The sequence below is a fragment of the Streptomyces sp. NPDC039736 genome, from assembly GCF_055596485.1.
Genome location: NZ_JBVIUQ010000006.1, coordinates 18,901 through 34,508 on the forward strand (window position 1 = coordinate 18,901; position 15,608 = coordinate 34,508).

The 15,608-nt window shown below is 72.6% G+C and carries 14 protein-coding genes; 6 read left to right on the forward strand and 8 right to left on the reverse strand.

What is annotated here, in order from left to right:
- Positions 1-78: 78 nt before the first annotated feature.
- The 5 genes from ACZ56L_RS19560 to ACZ56L_RS19580 form a co-directional block, all read right to left on the reverse strand.
- Positions 79-1,143 (reverse strand): hydroxyacid dehydrogenase, encoded by a 1,065-nt coding sequence (locus ACZ56L_RS19560; RefSeq protein WP_471065269.1) that lies wholly within the window; start codon positions 1,141-1,143, stop codon positions 79-81.
- A 52-nt stretch (positions 1,144-1,195) separates the two neighbouring features.
- The gene (locus ACZ56L_RS19565) at positions 1,196-2,119 is read right to left on the reverse strand and encodes a carbohydrate ABC transporter permease (RefSeq protein ID WP_471065271.1); all 924 of its coding nucleotides are present in this window, start codon (positions 2,117-2,119) and stop codon (positions 1,196-1,198) included.
- Complete coding sequence (locus ACZ56L_RS19570; protein WP_468686475.1) at positions 2,116-3,129, reverse strand: carbohydrate ABC transporter permease; 1,014 nt, start codon at positions 3,127-3,129, stop codon at positions 2,116-2,118. The genes ACZ56L_RS19565 and ACZ56L_RS19570 overlap by 4 nt, the downstream gene beginning before the upstream one ends.
- A gap of 8 nt (positions 3,130-3,137) precedes the next feature.
- A complete protein-coding gene (locus ACZ56L_RS19575) occupies positions 3,138-4,469 on the reverse strand; it encodes an ABC transporter substrate-binding protein (RefSeq protein ID WP_471065273.1) in 1,332 nt (443 codons plus the stop codon).
- Positions 4,470-4,539: 70 nt separating this feature from the next.
- Entirely contained in the window at positions 4,540-5,673 is a 1,134-nt protein-coding gene (locus tag ACZ56L_RS19580) for a LacI family DNA-binding transcriptional regulator (protein ID WP_471065275.1), read from the reverse strand.
- 193 nt (positions 5,674-5,866) lie between these two features.
- On the opposite strand from ACZ56L_RS19580, the gene ACZ56L_RS19585 reads away from it, so the two are divergent.
- Positions 5,867-7,720, forward strand: coding sequence for a DUF2264 domain-containing protein (locus ACZ56L_RS19585; protein WP_471065277.1), 1,854 nt, complete (start codon positions 5,867-5,869; stop codon positions 7,718-7,720).
- Here the strand turns inward: ACZ56L_RS19585 and ACZ56L_RS19590 are convergent.
- Positions 7,714-8,487, reverse strand: a complete 774-nt coding sequence (locus tag ACZ56L_RS19590; protein WP_345228905.1) for an SDR family NAD(P)-dependent oxidoreductase — start codon at positions 8,485-8,487, stop codon at positions 7,714-7,716. The genes ACZ56L_RS19585 and ACZ56L_RS19590 overlap by 7 nt on opposite strands.
- A 76-nt stretch (positions 8,488-8,563) precedes the next feature.
- On the reverse strand, positions 8,564-9,250 hold the full coding sequence (locus ACZ56L_RS19595; RefSeq protein ID WP_471065279.1) for an MOSC domain-containing protein: 687 nt from the start codon (positions 9,248-9,250) through the stop codon (positions 8,564-8,566).
- 81 nt (positions 9,251-9,331) lie between these two features.
- Between ACZ56L_RS19595 and ACZ56L_RS19600 the strand changes: the two genes are divergently transcribed.
- Positions 9,332-10,237, forward strand: coding sequence for a LysR family transcriptional regulator (locus tag ACZ56L_RS19600; protein ID WP_471065281.1), 906 nt, complete (start codon positions 9,332-9,334; stop codon positions 10,235-10,237).
- Between the two features lie 144 nt (positions 10,238-10,381).
- On the opposite strand, the gene ACZ56L_RS19605 is transcribed toward ACZ56L_RS19600, so the two are convergent.
- Entirely contained in the window at positions 10,382-10,780 is a 399-nt protein-coding gene (locus tag ACZ56L_RS19605; protein ID WP_401756706.1) for a WhiB family transcriptional regulator, read from the reverse strand.
- A gap of 363 nt (positions 10,781-11,143) precedes the next feature.
- On the opposite strand from ACZ56L_RS19605, the gene ACZ56L_RS19610 reads away from it, so the two are divergent.
- The 4 genes from ACZ56L_RS19610 to ACZ56L_RS19625 all read left to right on the forward strand — a co-directional run bounded on the left by ACZ56L_RS19610 (position 11,144) and on the right by ACZ56L_RS19625 (position 15,500).
- Complete coding sequence (locus tag ACZ56L_RS19610) at positions 11,144-11,755, forward strand: response regulator transcription factor (protein WP_003948568.1); 612 nt, start codon at positions 11,144-11,146, stop codon at positions 11,753-11,755.
- A 257-nt stretch (positions 11,756-12,012) separates the two neighbouring features.
- Positions 12,013-12,600 carry a sigma-70 family RNA polymerase sigma factor gene (locus ACZ56L_RS19615; RefSeq protein ID WP_345228901.1) on the forward strand — a complete coding sequence of 196 codons (588 nt, stop codon included), beginning with the start codon at positions 12,013-12,015 and terminating at the stop codon, positions 12,598-12,600.
- A gap of 164 nt (positions 12,601-12,764) precedes the next feature.
- Positions 12,765-14,270, forward strand: a complete 1,506-nt coding sequence (guaB, locus tag ACZ56L_RS19620; RefSeq protein WP_345228900.1) for an IMP dehydrogenase — start codon at positions 12,765-12,767, stop codon at positions 14,268-14,270.
- A gap of 102 nt (positions 14,271-14,372) precedes the next feature.
- Positions 14,373-15,500, forward strand: a complete 1,128-nt coding sequence (locus ACZ56L_RS19625) for a GuaB3 family IMP dehydrogenase-related protein (protein ID WP_345228899.1) — start codon at positions 14,373-14,375, stop codon at positions 15,498-15,500.
- Positions 15,501-15,608: the final 108 nt, after the last annotated feature.

The following is a 15,608-nucleotide window of genomic DNA, read 5'->3' on the forward strand; positions in this document are numbered from 1 at the left end:
CGCGCCGAAGCCCGGCCCCCGTTCATCGGAACGGGGGCCGGGCTTCGGCGCGTCCGGGCGCACAGCCCGAAGCGGGTGCTAGGCCGACCGCCCCAGCCCGTCCGCCCGCACCGGCTCCACGAACGGCAGCCCCGCCCCGTACCGCGCCAGCTCGTCCAGCGCGTGCTCCGCCAGCCGGTGCAGCTCGTTCCCGAACGACCCCGCCAGGTGCGGGGTGAGCAGCACGTTCGGCAGGGTGTAGAACGGCGAGCCCGGCGGCGGAAGCTCCGGATCGGTCACATCGAGTACGGCCTCCAGCCGGCCGGTCCGCAACTGTTCCAGCAGCGCCTCCTCGTCCACCAGCGCCCCCCGCGCGGTGTTGACCAGCGTCGCCCCGTCCGGCATCGCCGCCAGTTCGGCGGCCCCGATCAGGTGCCGGGTCTCCGGAAGCTGCGGCGCGTGCACGGACACCACCGAACTGCGGGCGCACAGCTCGCCCAGCCCGGCCGGCTCCACCCCCAGCCGCGCCGCCTCGGCGTCGCTCACGTACGGGTCGTACAGCAGCACGTGCACGTCGAAGGGGCGCAGCAGCTCGATGACCCGCCGCCCGATCCGGGAGGCCCCGACGATCCCGACCGTGCGCCGGTAGTTGCCGCAGGCGGCCAGTTCGGTGCGCCAGTCGTGGGGGGCGCCGTCCAGCTCCCGGTACCTCCGGGCGGCCCGCCCCACCCCTTTCCCCGCGAGGAGGATCACCGCGAGGGTGTACTCGGCGACCGGCAGCGCGTTGGCTCCGGCGGCCGCGCTGACCACGATGTTCCGCTCCCAGCAGGCCTGGGTGACGTGGTGCTTGACCGACCCGGCGGCGTGCACGACCGCCCGCAGCCGGGGCGCCCGCTCCAGCACCGGCGCGGTGAGCGGCGTCGCCCCCCAGCAGGTGAGCAGCACCTCCGCCTCCGCGAGGGCCCCGGCGTACGCGGGGGAGTGCAGGTCGTGGGCGACGAGGTACGGGTCGGTGTCGGCGATCCGGGCCAGCCGGGTCCGCTGCTCCTCGGTGAGGAGCCGGTCGGCCAGGCCGGGGGCCATGGCGAGCAGGGTGCGGGGCCGGCGTGCGGCCGGGCCCCGGTCGGCGGCGGTGCCGGGCCGGTTGTCAGTGGCGTGGTGCATGGTGGAACTCGGGCTCCTCATCAGGTCGTTCGGCGCCAAGGGAAACCGTCCGTCACTTGACGCTGCCGGCCGTGAGTCCGGCCTTCCAGTGCCGCTGGAGGGAGACGAAGGCGACGATCAGGGGGACGACGGCGAGGAGGGAGCCGGTGACCACCATCGGGAGGTACGTCGGCTCGGCGTGGGCGTTGGAGTTCCACGCGTACAGACCGAGGCTCAGCGGGAAGAGCTTCTGGTCCGACAGCATCACCAGGGGGAGGAAGAAGTTGTTCCAGATCGCGGTGAACTGGAAGAGGAAGACGGTCACGAACCCCGGCATCACCATCGGCAGGCCGATCGACACGAAGACGCGCAGCTCGCCCGCCCCGTCGATACGGGCCGCCTCCAGGGCCTCGTTCGGGATGTAGCCCGCGCTGAAGACCCGGGAGAGGTAGACGCCGAAGGGGTGCACCAGGACCGGCAGCAGCACCGCCCAGTAGGTGTTGACCAGCCCGACCTCGCTGGCCAGGAGGTACATGGGCAGGGCGAGCGCGGTCGTCGGGACGAGCACTCCGAGCAGCACCGTGGAGAAGAGTTTCTCCTTGCCCCGGAAGGCGTACTTGTCGAAGGCGTACCCCGCCGCGACGCTCACCAGGGAGCTGAGCACGGCCCCCACACCCGCGTAGAGGAGGGAGTTGGCGTACCAGCGGAAGTAGACGCCGTCACCGTGGGAGGCCAGGTCGGAGAGGTTGCGGCCGAGGTCGAAGCCCTCGAAGGAGAACGCGTTGCCCGCGAGCAGGCCGCCGGCGTCCTTGGTCGCCGCGGTGAGCAGCCAGACCAGGGGGAAGAGCATGTAGAGCGTGGCCAGGACGAGCGCTCCGTTGACCGCGGTACGGGACAGCCAGCGGCCCGCGGCGCCGGGCGGCGCGGTGGGGGAGACGGGGGTGACGGCGGTGGCGTTGGTGGCGTCGGCGGGATCGGGGGTCACGGCGGTGCTCATGCGGTGGCCTCGTTCCGCTCGGTCTTCTTGCGGCCGCGCCCGCCCGACAGCTTCGTCACCACGAACGACAGCAGCGCCGCCGTCAGGGCCAGCAGCACGGAGGCGGCCGCGGCCAGCCCGTAGTCGTTGCGTTCGAAGGCGGCGGTGTAGGCGTACATGTTCGGCGTCCAGGTGGAGGTCACGGCGGAGCCGGTGCCCTTGTTGAGGATGAGCGGCTCGGTGAAGAGCTGGAGCGAGCCGATGACGGTGAACAGGGCGACCATCACCACGGACGCCCTGATCAGCGGCACCTTGATGCTGAACGCGGTGCGCCAGGCCCCCGCCCCGTCGACGGTGGCCGCCTCCAGGACGGACCGGTCGACGGCCTGGAGGGCCGCGTAGAAGATCACCATGTTGTAGCCGAGCCACTCCCACAGCGCGATGTTGACCACCGAGGGCAGCGCGCCCGACGGGGAGAAGAAGTCGAAGCCGATCCCGCCCGCCTCCATCGCCTCCACCACCGGGCTGAGCTGCGGCGTGTACAGGTACACCCAGATCAGCGCGGCGATGATGCCGGGCACGGCGTGCGGCAGGAACAGGGCGAGCTGGAAGAAGCGCCGGGCGCGGGCCAGCGCCGAGTCCAGCAGCAGCGCCAGCGCGAGGGCTCCGCCGATCATCAGCGGGATGTAGAGCGCGCAGTACCCGAGGAGCACGACGAAGCCCTCGCGGAAGGCCGGGTCGCCCAGCGCCGCCGTGTAGTTGCCGAGCCCGCTGAACACGGTCTCGGTCCCGCCGAAGCCCAGCCCCGACTGCTGCTCGCTGAAGAGGCTGAGCCACACCGCGTAACCGATCGGCACGACCATGACCAGGACGAACAGCACGAAGAAGGGGGCGAGGAGGAGGACGGCCGCCCCGGTGACCCGGGACCGGGGACGGAACCGGAGCCGGGCGCCCGGGCGCGGCGGGCCGGTGCGGCCGCCGGGCCCGCGGGCGGGTGCTCCCGGCCGGGGACCGGCTTTCGTGGTGGTCATGGCGGTGCTCAGCCCTCGACCTTCAGGCCGCGCTTCTTCAGCTCGGCGACCGTCGCGTCGTGTCCGGCTCGCACCGCGTCGGCGATGGTGGCGCCGCCGCCCGTGACCTTGCCGAACCGGTCCTTGATGACGCTGTTGGTGGTGCCGGTGCTCGGCCCCCACGCCCAGTTCGGGGTGATCGACTTCCCCGCGTCCTCGAAGACCCGGTAGATGTCCTGGCCGCCGAAGTACCCGGCGTCGAAGGCCTTCTTCGCCGCCGGACGCAGTTCGGCGGCCGCCGGGAACGCGCTCGACGTCCCGGACGCGATACGGGCCTTGATGCCCGCCTCGGTCGTCGTCATCCACGTGGCGAACTCGACCGCCGCGGCGGCCTTCCGGCTGTTCTTCGGCACCGCGAACGTCGACCCGCCGAGCATCCCGCTGGCCGCCCTGCCGTCCCAGGTCGGCATCGGGGCCACCGCCCACTTGCCGTTCTGCTCGGGCAGCGTGCCCTTCAGGACGCCCGCGCCCCAGGCCGCGCCGAGGTAGCCGACCGTGCCGCCGTTCTTGAGGGAGCTGGTCCACTCGGGGCTGAAGGAGGCGTTGTTGCGGACCAGGTCGTCGTCGAGGAGCTGCTGCCAGTACGCGGAGACCTTGGTGGTCGCGGCGTCGGCGGTGTTCACCTTCCAGGTGTCGCCCTCGGCCTTGAACCACTGGGCGCCCGCCTGCCAGGCCATCGCCTGGAACGTCGTCGGGTCGTCGGGGAAGAAGGTGCCGATCCGCGCCTTCGCGTCGGCCTTCTTCACCTTCTCCGCCGCCGCCCGGAACTCCGCCCAGGTCGCCGGCACCTGCACGCCGTACTTCTCGAACAGGTCCTTGCGGTAGTAGAAGGCCTGCGGGGCCGCGTCGAAGGGGACCGCCCAGTTCTTGCCGCCGAGCGTCGTCAGCTCCACCGCCTGCGGCAGGAACTTCTTCTTCAGGTCGTCGCCGAACAGCGGGCCGATGTCCTGCACCGAGCCCTGGCTGACGAACTCCGGCAGCATCGGGTACTCGATGGACACCAGGTCGGGGGCGTTGCCCGCCTTCACCGCGTTGGAGATCTTCGCGTAGCCGCCCGCGTTGCCGGACGGTATCTCCTCGAACTTCACCTTGATGTCCGTGTGCGAGGCGTTGAACGCGTCGACGACCTCCTTGGTGCCCTTCGCCCAGCCCCAGAAGGTGATGGCGACGGGCTTGCCGTCGGCGCCCGGCGCCGCGGTGCTCCCGTCACCGCCGCCGCAGGCCGTGAGGACGGTGAGTGCGGTGACGGCGCCGATGGCACCGACGGCGGAAAGAGGTGTTCGCTTCCAACTGCGGCTCACGGCATGGCTCCTGTAAGGAAGGCGGCGGGATGGGCGTTGGCCGCGATCCTTGAACCAGCCCTGAGCGAAGTCAAGAGCGATTGATCGAATGATCGAAACTGGCTCCCGCGGAGGCCGTCCCGGCGGACTCCGTGCCCGCCCCGCACGACGCCCGCACCCGCAGCCTCGGCAGCAGCGTCAGATGCCGGCGCGGCGACTCGTCGGCGGCGTCCCCCCGCAGCCGCTCCACCAGCAACTCCGCCGCGTGCCGCCCCACCTCCCGCTTCGGCGGCGCCACCGCCGTCAGCGGGGTGTCCGCGAGCGCCGCCACCTCGTCGTCGTACGCCACCACCGCCAGGTCGTCGGGCACCCGCACCCCCAGCTCCGCGAGCCGTTGCACGATCTGGATCGCGTCCACGTCGTTGTGCACCAGCGCCGCCGTCGCGCCCTGCGCCACCGCCGCGCACAGGTCCCGTACCGCCGCCTCGAAACCCTCCGGGTCCAGCTCCGCCGGTACGGAGTCGATCGCGGCCCGCGGCGCGTCCAGCCCCAGCGACCCCAGCGCCGCCGCGTACCCGGCCCGCACCGACAGCGCCGTCGGGCTGTCCGCCCGCGCCACCAGCACCGGCGCCCCGTGTCCCAGCCCCACCAGGTGGCGTACGGCCACCAGTGTCCCGTACGCGTGGTCCGAGCAGACCCGGTCCAGCCCGTCCAGCGCCGTACCGGGCGCCGGCTGCCGCTCCAGGAGCACGGCCGGGACCGGCAGCCGGGCCGGCCACTCCCCGTACTCCGCCGGGTCCTGCGGCCGCCGCCAGCCCGGCGCCACCAGCAGCCCCCGCGCACCGGCCGCGAGCAGTCCGTCCACCCGCGCGCGGTCCTCCTCGGGCCGGTAGTCGGAGATCCGCAGGATCAGCCGGGCCCCGGCCTTCGCCGCCGCCTCGTGCGCGCCCCGGATCACCTCCGCGAAGTAGTACGTCGCCGACGGCGCGAGCAGTCCGAGCACCGGGGCGTCCGAGCGCCCGCCGGGCACGGACGCGGCGGCGGGCCACGACACCGACCCGTGCACCCGGTCCAGCAGCCCCTTCGCGGCCAGCGCCTCGGCGTCCCGGCGGGCGGTGACGGGGGAGACCCCCAGCAGTCCGGCCAGGTCGGAGACCCACGCGGTGCCGTGCCGGCGGACCAGCTCCAGCAGTCGGTCATGACGTTCTGCGGCACTCTCGCGCACGGTGCGTTCCCCCTGGACGGCGTTGGACTGCGCTGACGGTGTGGTGGCTCGGTCCGACCCTAGTCCAGACACCGCCCCCGATGATCGAACGACAGAAATCCCGATCATTCGACCGCAACGCATTGACCTTCGATCAGCAGGAGTTGATGATTCCCGGCAACGCCCTCGCAGCCGCCCGCCCCAGGGGAGCCCCATGCCCACGCCGCCCGACAACCGTGCGCCCGGACCGCCCCCCGAGGACCGCGCCAACAGTCCGTACACCGGCTGGACCCGCGCCCACTGGGAGCACACCGCCGACGAACTCCTCCTCGCGGTACGCCCGTACAGCACCCCGCGCCACGCCCTGATCCACCTCCCGGGCCCCCGCCCCAGCGTCTCCGGTCCCCGCTCCGACGGTCTCGAAGGCCATGCCCGTACGTTCCTGCTTGCGGCCCTGCGCGTCGCGGGCGCGCACGGCGCCGACCCGCACGGCCACCTCCCCCGGTACGCCGAAGGGCTCACGGCGGGCACCCGACACCCCACGGGCGAAGCGGAGTTGAGCACCGGCGACCCCGAGTCCTGGCCCCGCCCCGGCGACATCCGCCAGGCCGTCGTGGAGTCCGCGTCCGTCGCCCTCGGCCTGCGCCTGACCCGCCCCTGGCTCTGGGACGCCCTCGGCGACGCCACGCGGCAGCGCGTCGTCGACTGGCTGCTGCCCGCCCTCGGCCCGTCCCCCGTCGACAACAACTGGTGGCTCTTCGGCCTCACCGTCGCCGGATTCCTGAAGGACGCGGGCATCGAGACCGACCGCGCGCAGAACGCCATCGACACCGCCCTCGCCCGCGTCGAGGACTGGTACCTCGGCGACGGCTGGTACAGCGACGGCCCCAACCGGTCCTTCGACCACTACAACGCCTGGGCCCTGCACTTCTACCCCGTCCTGCACGCCCACCTCTCCGGCGACCGGGCTCTCCTCGCCCGCTACGGCCCCCGCCTGCACGCCCAACTCGGCCACTACACCCGGCTGTTCGACGCGACCGGCGCCCCCATGCCCTTCGGCCGCTCCCTCACCTACCGCTTCGCGGCGGCCGCCGCCCCCTGGCTCGGCGCGCTCACCGGCCACACCCCGCTCACCCCCGGCGCCACCCGCCGCCTCGCCTCCGGGACCCTGCGCCACTTCACCGACCGGGGCGCACCCGACAGCGAGGGCCTGCTGACGCTGGGCTGGTACGGCCCGTATCCGCCCCTGGTCCAGCCGTACTCGGGCCCCGCCTCGCCCTACTGGGCCGCCAAGGGCTTCCTCGGCCTGCTCCTGCCCGCCGACCACCCCGCCTGGACGGACCCCGAGGAGCCCCTCCCCGCCGAGACCGCCGACACGGTCACCCTCGCCGCCCCGCCCCACCTGCTCATCCAGTCCACCGCCGCCGACGGCCTGGTCCGCCTGCACAACCACGGCAGCAACCACGTCGGCCCCGAGGACGACCCCCTCTACGCCCGCTTCGCCTACTCCACCCGCACCGGCCCCTCCCACAGGACCCCCGACAACCACTTCGCCCTGGTCCTCGACGGCGCCCCCACCGCACGTGGCCCCGCCACCCCCGCCGGCCACGGCCCCGACTGGGCATCCTCCACGCACACCCCCGCCCCCGGCGTCCGCGTCGTCTCCGCCACCGCCGCCCACGGCCGCACCGAGGTCCGCGCGCACCTGGTCACCGGCGCACCGCCCGGCACCCCGGTCCGCCAGACCGGCTGGGCCGTCACCCCGGACGGGCCCACCGCCCAGCTCCACCCCGTCCACGGCTACGACACGGACGTGCCGGAAGCAGACCGGCTCCCGGCCGGACCGACCCCGTTCGGCCCGGCCGCCCACACCGCCGTACTGCGAGGACGAACGGGCGGCGGCACGAGTTCCCTCTTCGTCGCCCTCGCCTCCCTCACGGCGGAGCCCGCCCCGGCCCCGGTCGCCCACCTCGCCGACGTACGCCGCAGCCGTACGGAAGACGCCGCCGTCCTCCAGATCACCTGGCAGGACGACGGCGCCGTCACCGAACTCCAACTGCCCTACTGAGGACCGTACTTCCGCCCCGTCTTCGAGGTGATCCCGCCGAGCAGCCGCCGCGGGGCCACCTTCACCACGCCCATCAGCGCCTTGTAGCGCGGGTCCGGGATCGACAGCGACTTGCCGCGCGCCATGTCCTTCAGCGCCTCCGCGACCAGCTTGTCCGCGTCCAGCCACATCCACGACGGGATGTTGTCGGTCCCCATGCCCGCCCGCTCGTGGAACTCCGTGCGCACGAAGCCCGGGCACAGCGCCATCAGCCGCACCCCGCTGCCGGCCAGGTCCTTCGCCACGCCCTGGGTGAACTGCACGACCCACGCCTTGCTCGCCCCGTACGTGCCGCGCGGCACGAAGGCGGCGACCGAGGCGACGTTCACCACGCCGCCGCGCCCGCGCTCCCTCATGCCCTTCACGGCCGCCGACGTCAGCCGCAGCACCGCCTCGCAGTGCACCTTCAGCATGGTCAGCTCATCGGCCATCGGGACGTCGAGGAACTCGCCCTTGTTGCCGAAACCGGCGTTGTTGACCAGCAGGTCCACCGGGTGCGTGCGGTCCGCGAGCCGCTTCTCGACGGCTGCGATCCCCTCCTCCGTGGCGAGGTCGGCGGTGAGCACCTCGACCTCCACGGCGTGCTTGTCGTGCAGTTCCGTCGCCTGCTTCTGGAGGCGCTCGGTGTCGCGTGCCACCACCACCAGGTTGTGCCCGTCGGAGGCCAGTCGCCGCGCGAAGGCGGAGCCGATGCCTGCGGTCGCGCCCGTGATCAGTGCAGTCGTCATGCGCCCCACGGTAGTGCCCCGCACGCACCCCGCCCGCCGGTCGTGCCGCCCACCACCCCTTGTCCGCCGGGGGACTTCACCGGGTGTTCACACCGTCGCGCCCCGTTTTCGCCAGGTACGTCTGCACCGTGCGTCGGGTGTCCGGGTGCAGTGCCGCCCCGGCCGCCAGCAGCCCGGGCAGCAGGTCCCGCTCCAGCGTGATGGCCCGGAACTGCACGCTCACCGTCACCTCGTGCGCCGGCCGGTGCACCACCTCGATCGCGTCACCGGCCCGTACGGTCCCGGGCTCCACCACCCGGAGGTACGCACCCGGCACGGCGGCCGCCGTGAACCGCTTCACCCAGCGCCTCTCGTCCAGTACGCCCGCGAACGTACGGCACGGGATGCGCGAGGAGGTCACCTCCAGCAGCAGCGAGTCGCCCACCCGCCAGCGCTCGCCTATCCGCGCCCCGTTCACGTCCAGCCCAGCGGTCGTGAAGTTCTCGCCGAACTCCCCGTTGCGCAACGGCCGGCCGAGTTCCGCCTCCCACCGGTCGAGGTCCTCCCGGGCGTACGCGTAGACCGCCTGGTGGGTGCCGCCGTGATGGCGCAGCTCGCAGATCTCGTCACCGGCGAGCCCGCTGCCGCCGGTGCCCCGGGGGCCCGGGTCGCGGACCTCGACCGGCCCGTCCACCGGGCGTTTGCCGATGCCGGTCAGGCCGTCCGCGTGGTCGGTGTGCTCACTGGCGGTCGCCCGCCCCAGATTCACGCTCAGAAGCTCCATGGCCAGCACGCTAACCGAGCCCGCCTCAAAGCCACCCGCAATAATGCGCTTCGCACCCCAAGCCTGACTTATTCTCGACGTATGATCGAAGCCCGCCACCTCCGTGTGCTGCGCGCAGTCGCCTCCACCGGGTCCTTCTCCGCCGCCGCCCGTGAACTCGGCTGCACCCAGCCCGCCGTCAGCCAGCAGATGAAGGCCCTGGAGCAGTCGGCGGGCACCCCGCTGCTCATCCGCACCGGCCGCGAGATGCGCCTGACCCAGGCGGGCACGGCCCTGGTCCGGCACGCGGTGGGCATCCTTGCCGGGCTCACCGCCGCCGAGGAGGAGGTCGCCGCCATCGCGGGCCTGCGCGCCGGACGCGTCCGCCTGGTCTCCTTCCCCTCCGGCAGCTCCACCCTGGTCCCCACCGCGCTCGCCGCCCTGCGCGCCGCCCACCCCGGCACCCGCGTCTCGCTGGTCGACGCGGAGCCGCCGCGCTCGGTGGAGATGCTCCGCGAGGGCGACTGCGACGTGGCGCTCGCCTTCCGCTACGGTCCGGGCGCCGCCGCCGAGGACTGGACCGACCTGGTCGTACGCCCCCTGCTCACGGACCGTCTGATCGGCCTGGTCCCCGAGGGGCACCGGCTCGCGGACGCCGGGGACGCCGGGCCGGTGAGCATCGGGGAGTTCGCCGAGGAGTCCTGGATCGCGGGCTGCCCGCGCTGCCGCCGCCAGCTCGTCGAGGTCTGCGAGAGCGCCGGCTTCACCCCCCGCATCGACTTCGCCACCGACGACTCCCCGGCCGTGATCGGCCTGGTCGGCGCGGGTCTCGGCGTGGCCGTCCTGCCCGAGCTGGCCGTCGAGACGGTCCGCCCCACGGGGGTGCGCACCGTCGCCGTGGAGCCCGCCGTGCGGCGCGAGATCGTCGCGCTCACCCTGCCCGACCTGGCGCAGGTGCCGGCGGTCGCCGCCACGCTCGACCAGCTCGCGCGGGCCGCGTCCCGCTGACCGGGCGCCGGAGGCGGGCCCGGCCCCCGGCGCGCACCTCGAAACCCCCGCCCCCGGCCGCATCCGGCCGGCCGCCCGCCGGATGGGCGGGGCCAAGCGGGTGGACGGTGTGCCGAAACGTTTCTGCGCAGAGGGGAGCGGCCGTTACTTCGCCAGGGTGACGCGCCGCGCGCGCTCCGCGCCGCCGCCCTTCACGGGGGCGCCCGCCCCCGCCCCCGCCGGGGCCTGCTTCTGCCCCGTCGCCGTGCCCGCGGGCACCAGGCGGTGTCTGGCCCGGCCCATCAGCTCCTCGCGCTCGTCCTCGGTGAGGCCGCCCCACACTCCGTACGGCTCGCGGACCTGGAGTGCGTGCGCCGCGCACTGGGCGCGGACCGGGCACCTCATGCAGACCTCCTTCGCCGAGTTCTCACGTGCGCTCCGCGCGGCCCCGCGCTCGCCCTCCGGGTGGAAGAACAACGAGCTGTCGACCCCGCGGCACGCGGCGAGGAGCTGCCAGTCCCACAGGTCGGCGTTGGGTCCGGGAAGGCGGGAGAAATCTGCCATTGGTTGTCCCCTTGCGTCTGTGCTGAGCGTCTGTGCTGAAGCGGAACGATCACCGAGATCATCACATCTTCCAACATCTCCGGTCTGAGTAGATGTAAATATGACTCATTGCGAATCTAGCCACAGACACCAGCAAAAGGGAAGAAAAGCGACTAAATGGGGCACCAGGGCTTCAGGGGTCGCATTCCGAGGCCGTAACTCTTTCGAGTGACCGTCGTTGAGTGGGCTGAGGCGGTTGAAGGAAAGAGCGATCGGGCAGGTGTCCGAGAGCGTCAACCGCACAGGTGACGACTTGTATTCAGCCTGGAGGCCCAAGGTGACGCGCATCAGCTGCCGGAGCGGCAGGAGCGGAGGGCGACTGTCATGACATCCGTCCTCGTCTGTGACGACTCCCCGCTTGCCCGAGAGGCGCTCCGCCGCGCGGTCGCGACCGTGCCCGGCGTCGAGCGCGTGACGACGGCGGCCAACGGCGAGGAAGTCCTCCGCCGCTGGGGCGCCGACCGTTCGGACCTGATTCTGATGGACGTGCGCATGCCCGGTCTGGGTGGCGTGGAGACCGTCCGTCGACTGCTGTCCGCCGACCCCGGCGCCCGCATCATCATGCTGACCGTCGCGGAGGACCTCGACGGGGTCGCCCTCGCGGTCGCCGCGGGGGCCCGCGGGTACCTGCACAAGGACGCGTCCCGCGCCGAGCTGCGCGCGACGGTCACGCAGGCCCTGGCCGACCCGACCTGGCGGCTCGCCCCGCGCAGGCTGCGGTCCGCCGAGATGGGTGCCGCCCCGACCCTCACCGCCCGCGAGATCCAGGTCCTGGAGGGCATGAGTCACGGCCGGTCCAACGCCGAGATCGGCCGTGAGCTCTTCCTCTCCGAGGACACGGTCAAGACGCACGCCCGCCGGCTCTTCAAGAAGCTCGGCGCCTCGGACCGCGCGCACGCGGTGGCGCTCGGCTTCCGGTGGGGCCTGGTCCGCTGAGGACCCGACCCCACGCATGCGGTCGTGCGCATGAGATGGTCCCCCGCCCGCCTTCGCGCGGGCGGGGCGCAGGACGCCCGATCCCGGTTCGGCGGCCGATGCCGCATCCTTGAGGGATGGGGTTCCTCGGGAACGGGTCGGTCGAGCGGAAGGGGAGGGCGCGGGAGATGAGTCCTGGCGTACCTGCTCATAACGCTTCAGTGCACAACTACGGGCGCGGCGGCGCGGATGCCGGAACGTCAAGGCACCATGGTCCGATGCGCGACGACGAGGCGGTGGCGGCCCAGGGGGCCATCGGTGCCCTGGTGCACCGGGCCGTCGAGGGCGACGAGCAGGCGACCCACGACCTCCTCGCGCACGTCCACCCCCTCGCCCTGCGTTATTGCAGGGCACGGCTGTCCCGGCTGCCCGGTGACGCCCGTCACTTCGTGGAGGACCTGGCGCAGGAGGTGTGCGTCGCGGTGCTGATGGCACTGCCTCGCTACCGCGACACCGGGCGCCCCTTCGAGGCCTTCGTCTTCGCCATCGCCGCGCACAAGGTCGCCGACCTCCAGCGCGCCGCGATGCGCCACCCCGGGTCGACCGCGGTGCCCTCCGACGAGATGCCGGAGCGGCCCGACGACTCGCTGGGCCCCGAGGAGCGGGCGCTGCTCAGCAGCGACGCCGCCTGGGCCAAGAAACTCCTGGCCAACCTGCCCGAGCACCAGCGCGAGCTGCTGGTGCTGCGGGTCGCGGTCGGTCTGACCGCCGAGGAGACGGGCCAGAAGCTCGGCATGTCCCCGGGCGCCGTGCGTGTCGCACAGCACAGGGCGCTGAGCCGCCTGCGCGCCCTCGCCGAGCAGTAGCCCCCGCCGCGCGGGCGCGGCCCGCCCCGCCGCGTAGCACATCGGCGTACCCGTGCGCGGGAGGAACGTACGAACTCGGCCGCTTGTCATGATCGTGGAATCAGACACCTCAGGTTCCCGTTAGCATGGACATCCGCGCCGGGCAAGACCATTTGGAAGGTGTCATGACTGCGAACGTCGATGGAGTGCCGGAGAAATTCGCGACGCTCGGGCTGACCTACGACGATGTGCTGCTGCTGCCGGGCGCGTCGGACATGGCCCCCGACCAGATCGACACCTCCTCGCTGATCTCGCGGAACGTACGGGTGAACATCCCCCTGCTGTCCGCCGCCATGGACAAGGTCACCGAGTCCCGGATGGCCATCGCGATGGCCCGCCAGGGCGGCGTCGGCGTCCTGCACCGCAATCTCTCCATCGCCGACCAGGCCAACCAGGTCGACCTGGTGAAGCGCTCCGAGTCCGGTATGGTCACCGACCCGATCACCGTGCACCCGGACGCCACGCTCGCCGAGGCGAACGAGCTGTGCGCGAAGTTCCGCATCAGCGGCGTCCCGGTCACCGACCCGGCGGGCAAGCTGCTCGGCATCGTCACCAACCGCGACATGGCCTTCGAGACCGACCGCAGCCGTCAGGTGCGCGAGGTCATGACGCCGATGCCGCTGGTCACCGGCAAGGTCGGCATCTCCAGCGTCGACGCGGTGCAGCTCCTGCGCCGCCACAAGATCGAGAAGCTGCCGCTGGTCGACGACGCGGGCATCCTCAAGGGCCTCATCACGGTCAAGGACTTCGTCAAGGCCGAGAAGTACCCGAACGCCGCGAAGGACGCCGACGGCCGGCTGCTCGTCGGCGCGGCCGTCGGCGTCGCCGGGGACGCGTTCGAGCGCGCCCAGGCGCTGGCCGAGGCCGGTGTCGACTTCATCGTCGTGGACACCGCGCACGGCCACTCCAAGCTGGTCGGCGACATGGTCGCCAAGATCAAGTCGAACACCTCGGGCATCGACGTCATCGGCGGCAACATCGCCACCCGCGACGGCGCCCAGGCCCTCATCGACGCCGGTGTCGACGGCATCAAGGTGGGCGTCGGCCCCGGCTCCATCTGCACCACCCGGGTGGTCGCCGGTATCGGCGTCCCGCAGGTCACCGCGATCTACGAGGCCGCGCTCGCCGCGAAGGCCGCGGGCGTCCCGGTCATCGGCGACGGCGGCCTCCAGTACTCCGGCGACATCGCCAAGGCGCTCGTCGCCGGCGCGGACACGGTCATGCTGGGCTCGCTGCTCGCGGGCTGCGAGGAGTCCCCGGGCGAGCTGCTGTTCATCAACGGCAAGCAGTTCAAGTCGTACCGGGGCATGGGTTCGCTGGGCGCCATGCAGACGCGCGGCGACAACAAGTCGTACTCCAAGGACCGCTACTTCCAGGAGGGCGTGCGCACCGACGACAAGCTCGTGCCCGAGGGCATCGAGGGCCAGGTGCCCTACCGGGGCCCGGTCTCGGCGGTCGTGCACCAGCTCGTCGGCGGGCTGCGCCAGTCGATGTTCTACGTCGGCGGCCGCACGGTCCCCGAGCTCCAGGACAACGGCCGCTTCGTCCGCATCACCTCGGCGGGCCTCAAGGAGAGCCACCCGCACGACATCCAGATGACGGTCGAGGCGCCGAACTACAGCCGCAAGTAGGCACGGCGCGCGCGTGGGGCGGTCCCGGGGTCACCGGGACCGCCCCTTCGCTGCGTGTCGGGGATACTGGAACGGCACACCAAGAGGGAAAGGCCACACAACGTGACTGAGATCGAGATCGGGCGCGGCAAGCGCGGCCGCAGGGCGTACGCGTTCGACGACATCGCCATCGTGCCGAGCCGGCGTACGCGGGACCCGAAGGAGGTCTCGATCGCCTGGCAGATCGACGCCTACCGCTTCGAGCTGCCGTTCCTGGCCGCTCCGATGGACTCGGTCGTCTCCCCCGAGACCGCCATCCGCATCGGCGAGATGGGCGGCCTCGGCGTCCTGAACCTCGAAGGCCTGTGGACGCGGTACGAGGACCCGGAGCCGCTGCTCGCCGAGATCCGCGAGCTGAACGACGAGAACGCCGCCACCCGCCGCCTCCAGGAGATCTACGCCGAGCCCATCAAGGCGGAGCTGATCGGCCGGCGCATCAAGGAGGTGCGCGAGTCGGGCGTGGTCACCGCCGCCGCGCTGTCCCCGCAGCGCACGGCCGAGTTCTCCAAGGCCGTCGTGGACGCCGGTGTCGACATCTTCGTCATCCGGGGCACGACCGTCTCCGCCGAGCACGTCTCGGGCGCGGCCGAGCCGCTGAACCTCAAGCAGTTCATCTACGAGCTGGACGTGCCGGTGATCGTCGGCGGCTGCGCCACGTACACCGCGGCCCTGCACCTGATGCGCACCGGCGCGGCCGGCGTGCTGGTGGGCTTCGGCGGCGGCGCCGCGCACACCACCCGCAACGTGCTGGGCATCCAGGTCCCGATGGCGACCGCCGTCGCCGACGTGGCCGCCGCCCGCCGCGACTACATGGACGAGTCCGGCGGCCGGTACGTGCACGTCATCGCGGACGGCGGCGTGGGCTGGTCCGGCGACATCCCGAAGGCCGTCGCCTGCGGTGCGGACGCCGTCATGATGGGCTCCCCGCTGGCCCGCGCCACGGACGCGCCCGGCCAGGGCCACCACTGGGGCATGGAGGCCGTCCACGAGGACGTGCCGCGCGGCAAGCGCATGAACCTGGGCGTCGTCGGCACCACGGAGGAGATCCTCACCGGTCCCTCGCGCGTGCCGGACGGCTCGATGAACATGTTCGGCGCGCTGCGCCGCTCGATGGCCACCACCGGCTACAGCGAGCTCAAGGAGTTCCAGCGCGTCGAGGTGACGGTCGCGGACTCGCAGCACCGCCGCTGAGTTCCTTCCGTACGCACGCGAAGTGGCCCGGGGGGGCCCCGTGGGGGGGGGGGGTAGCCTCTCCCTTTTGGCGTTACCCCTGATAGCCCTCCCTTCCTCCTCCCCCAC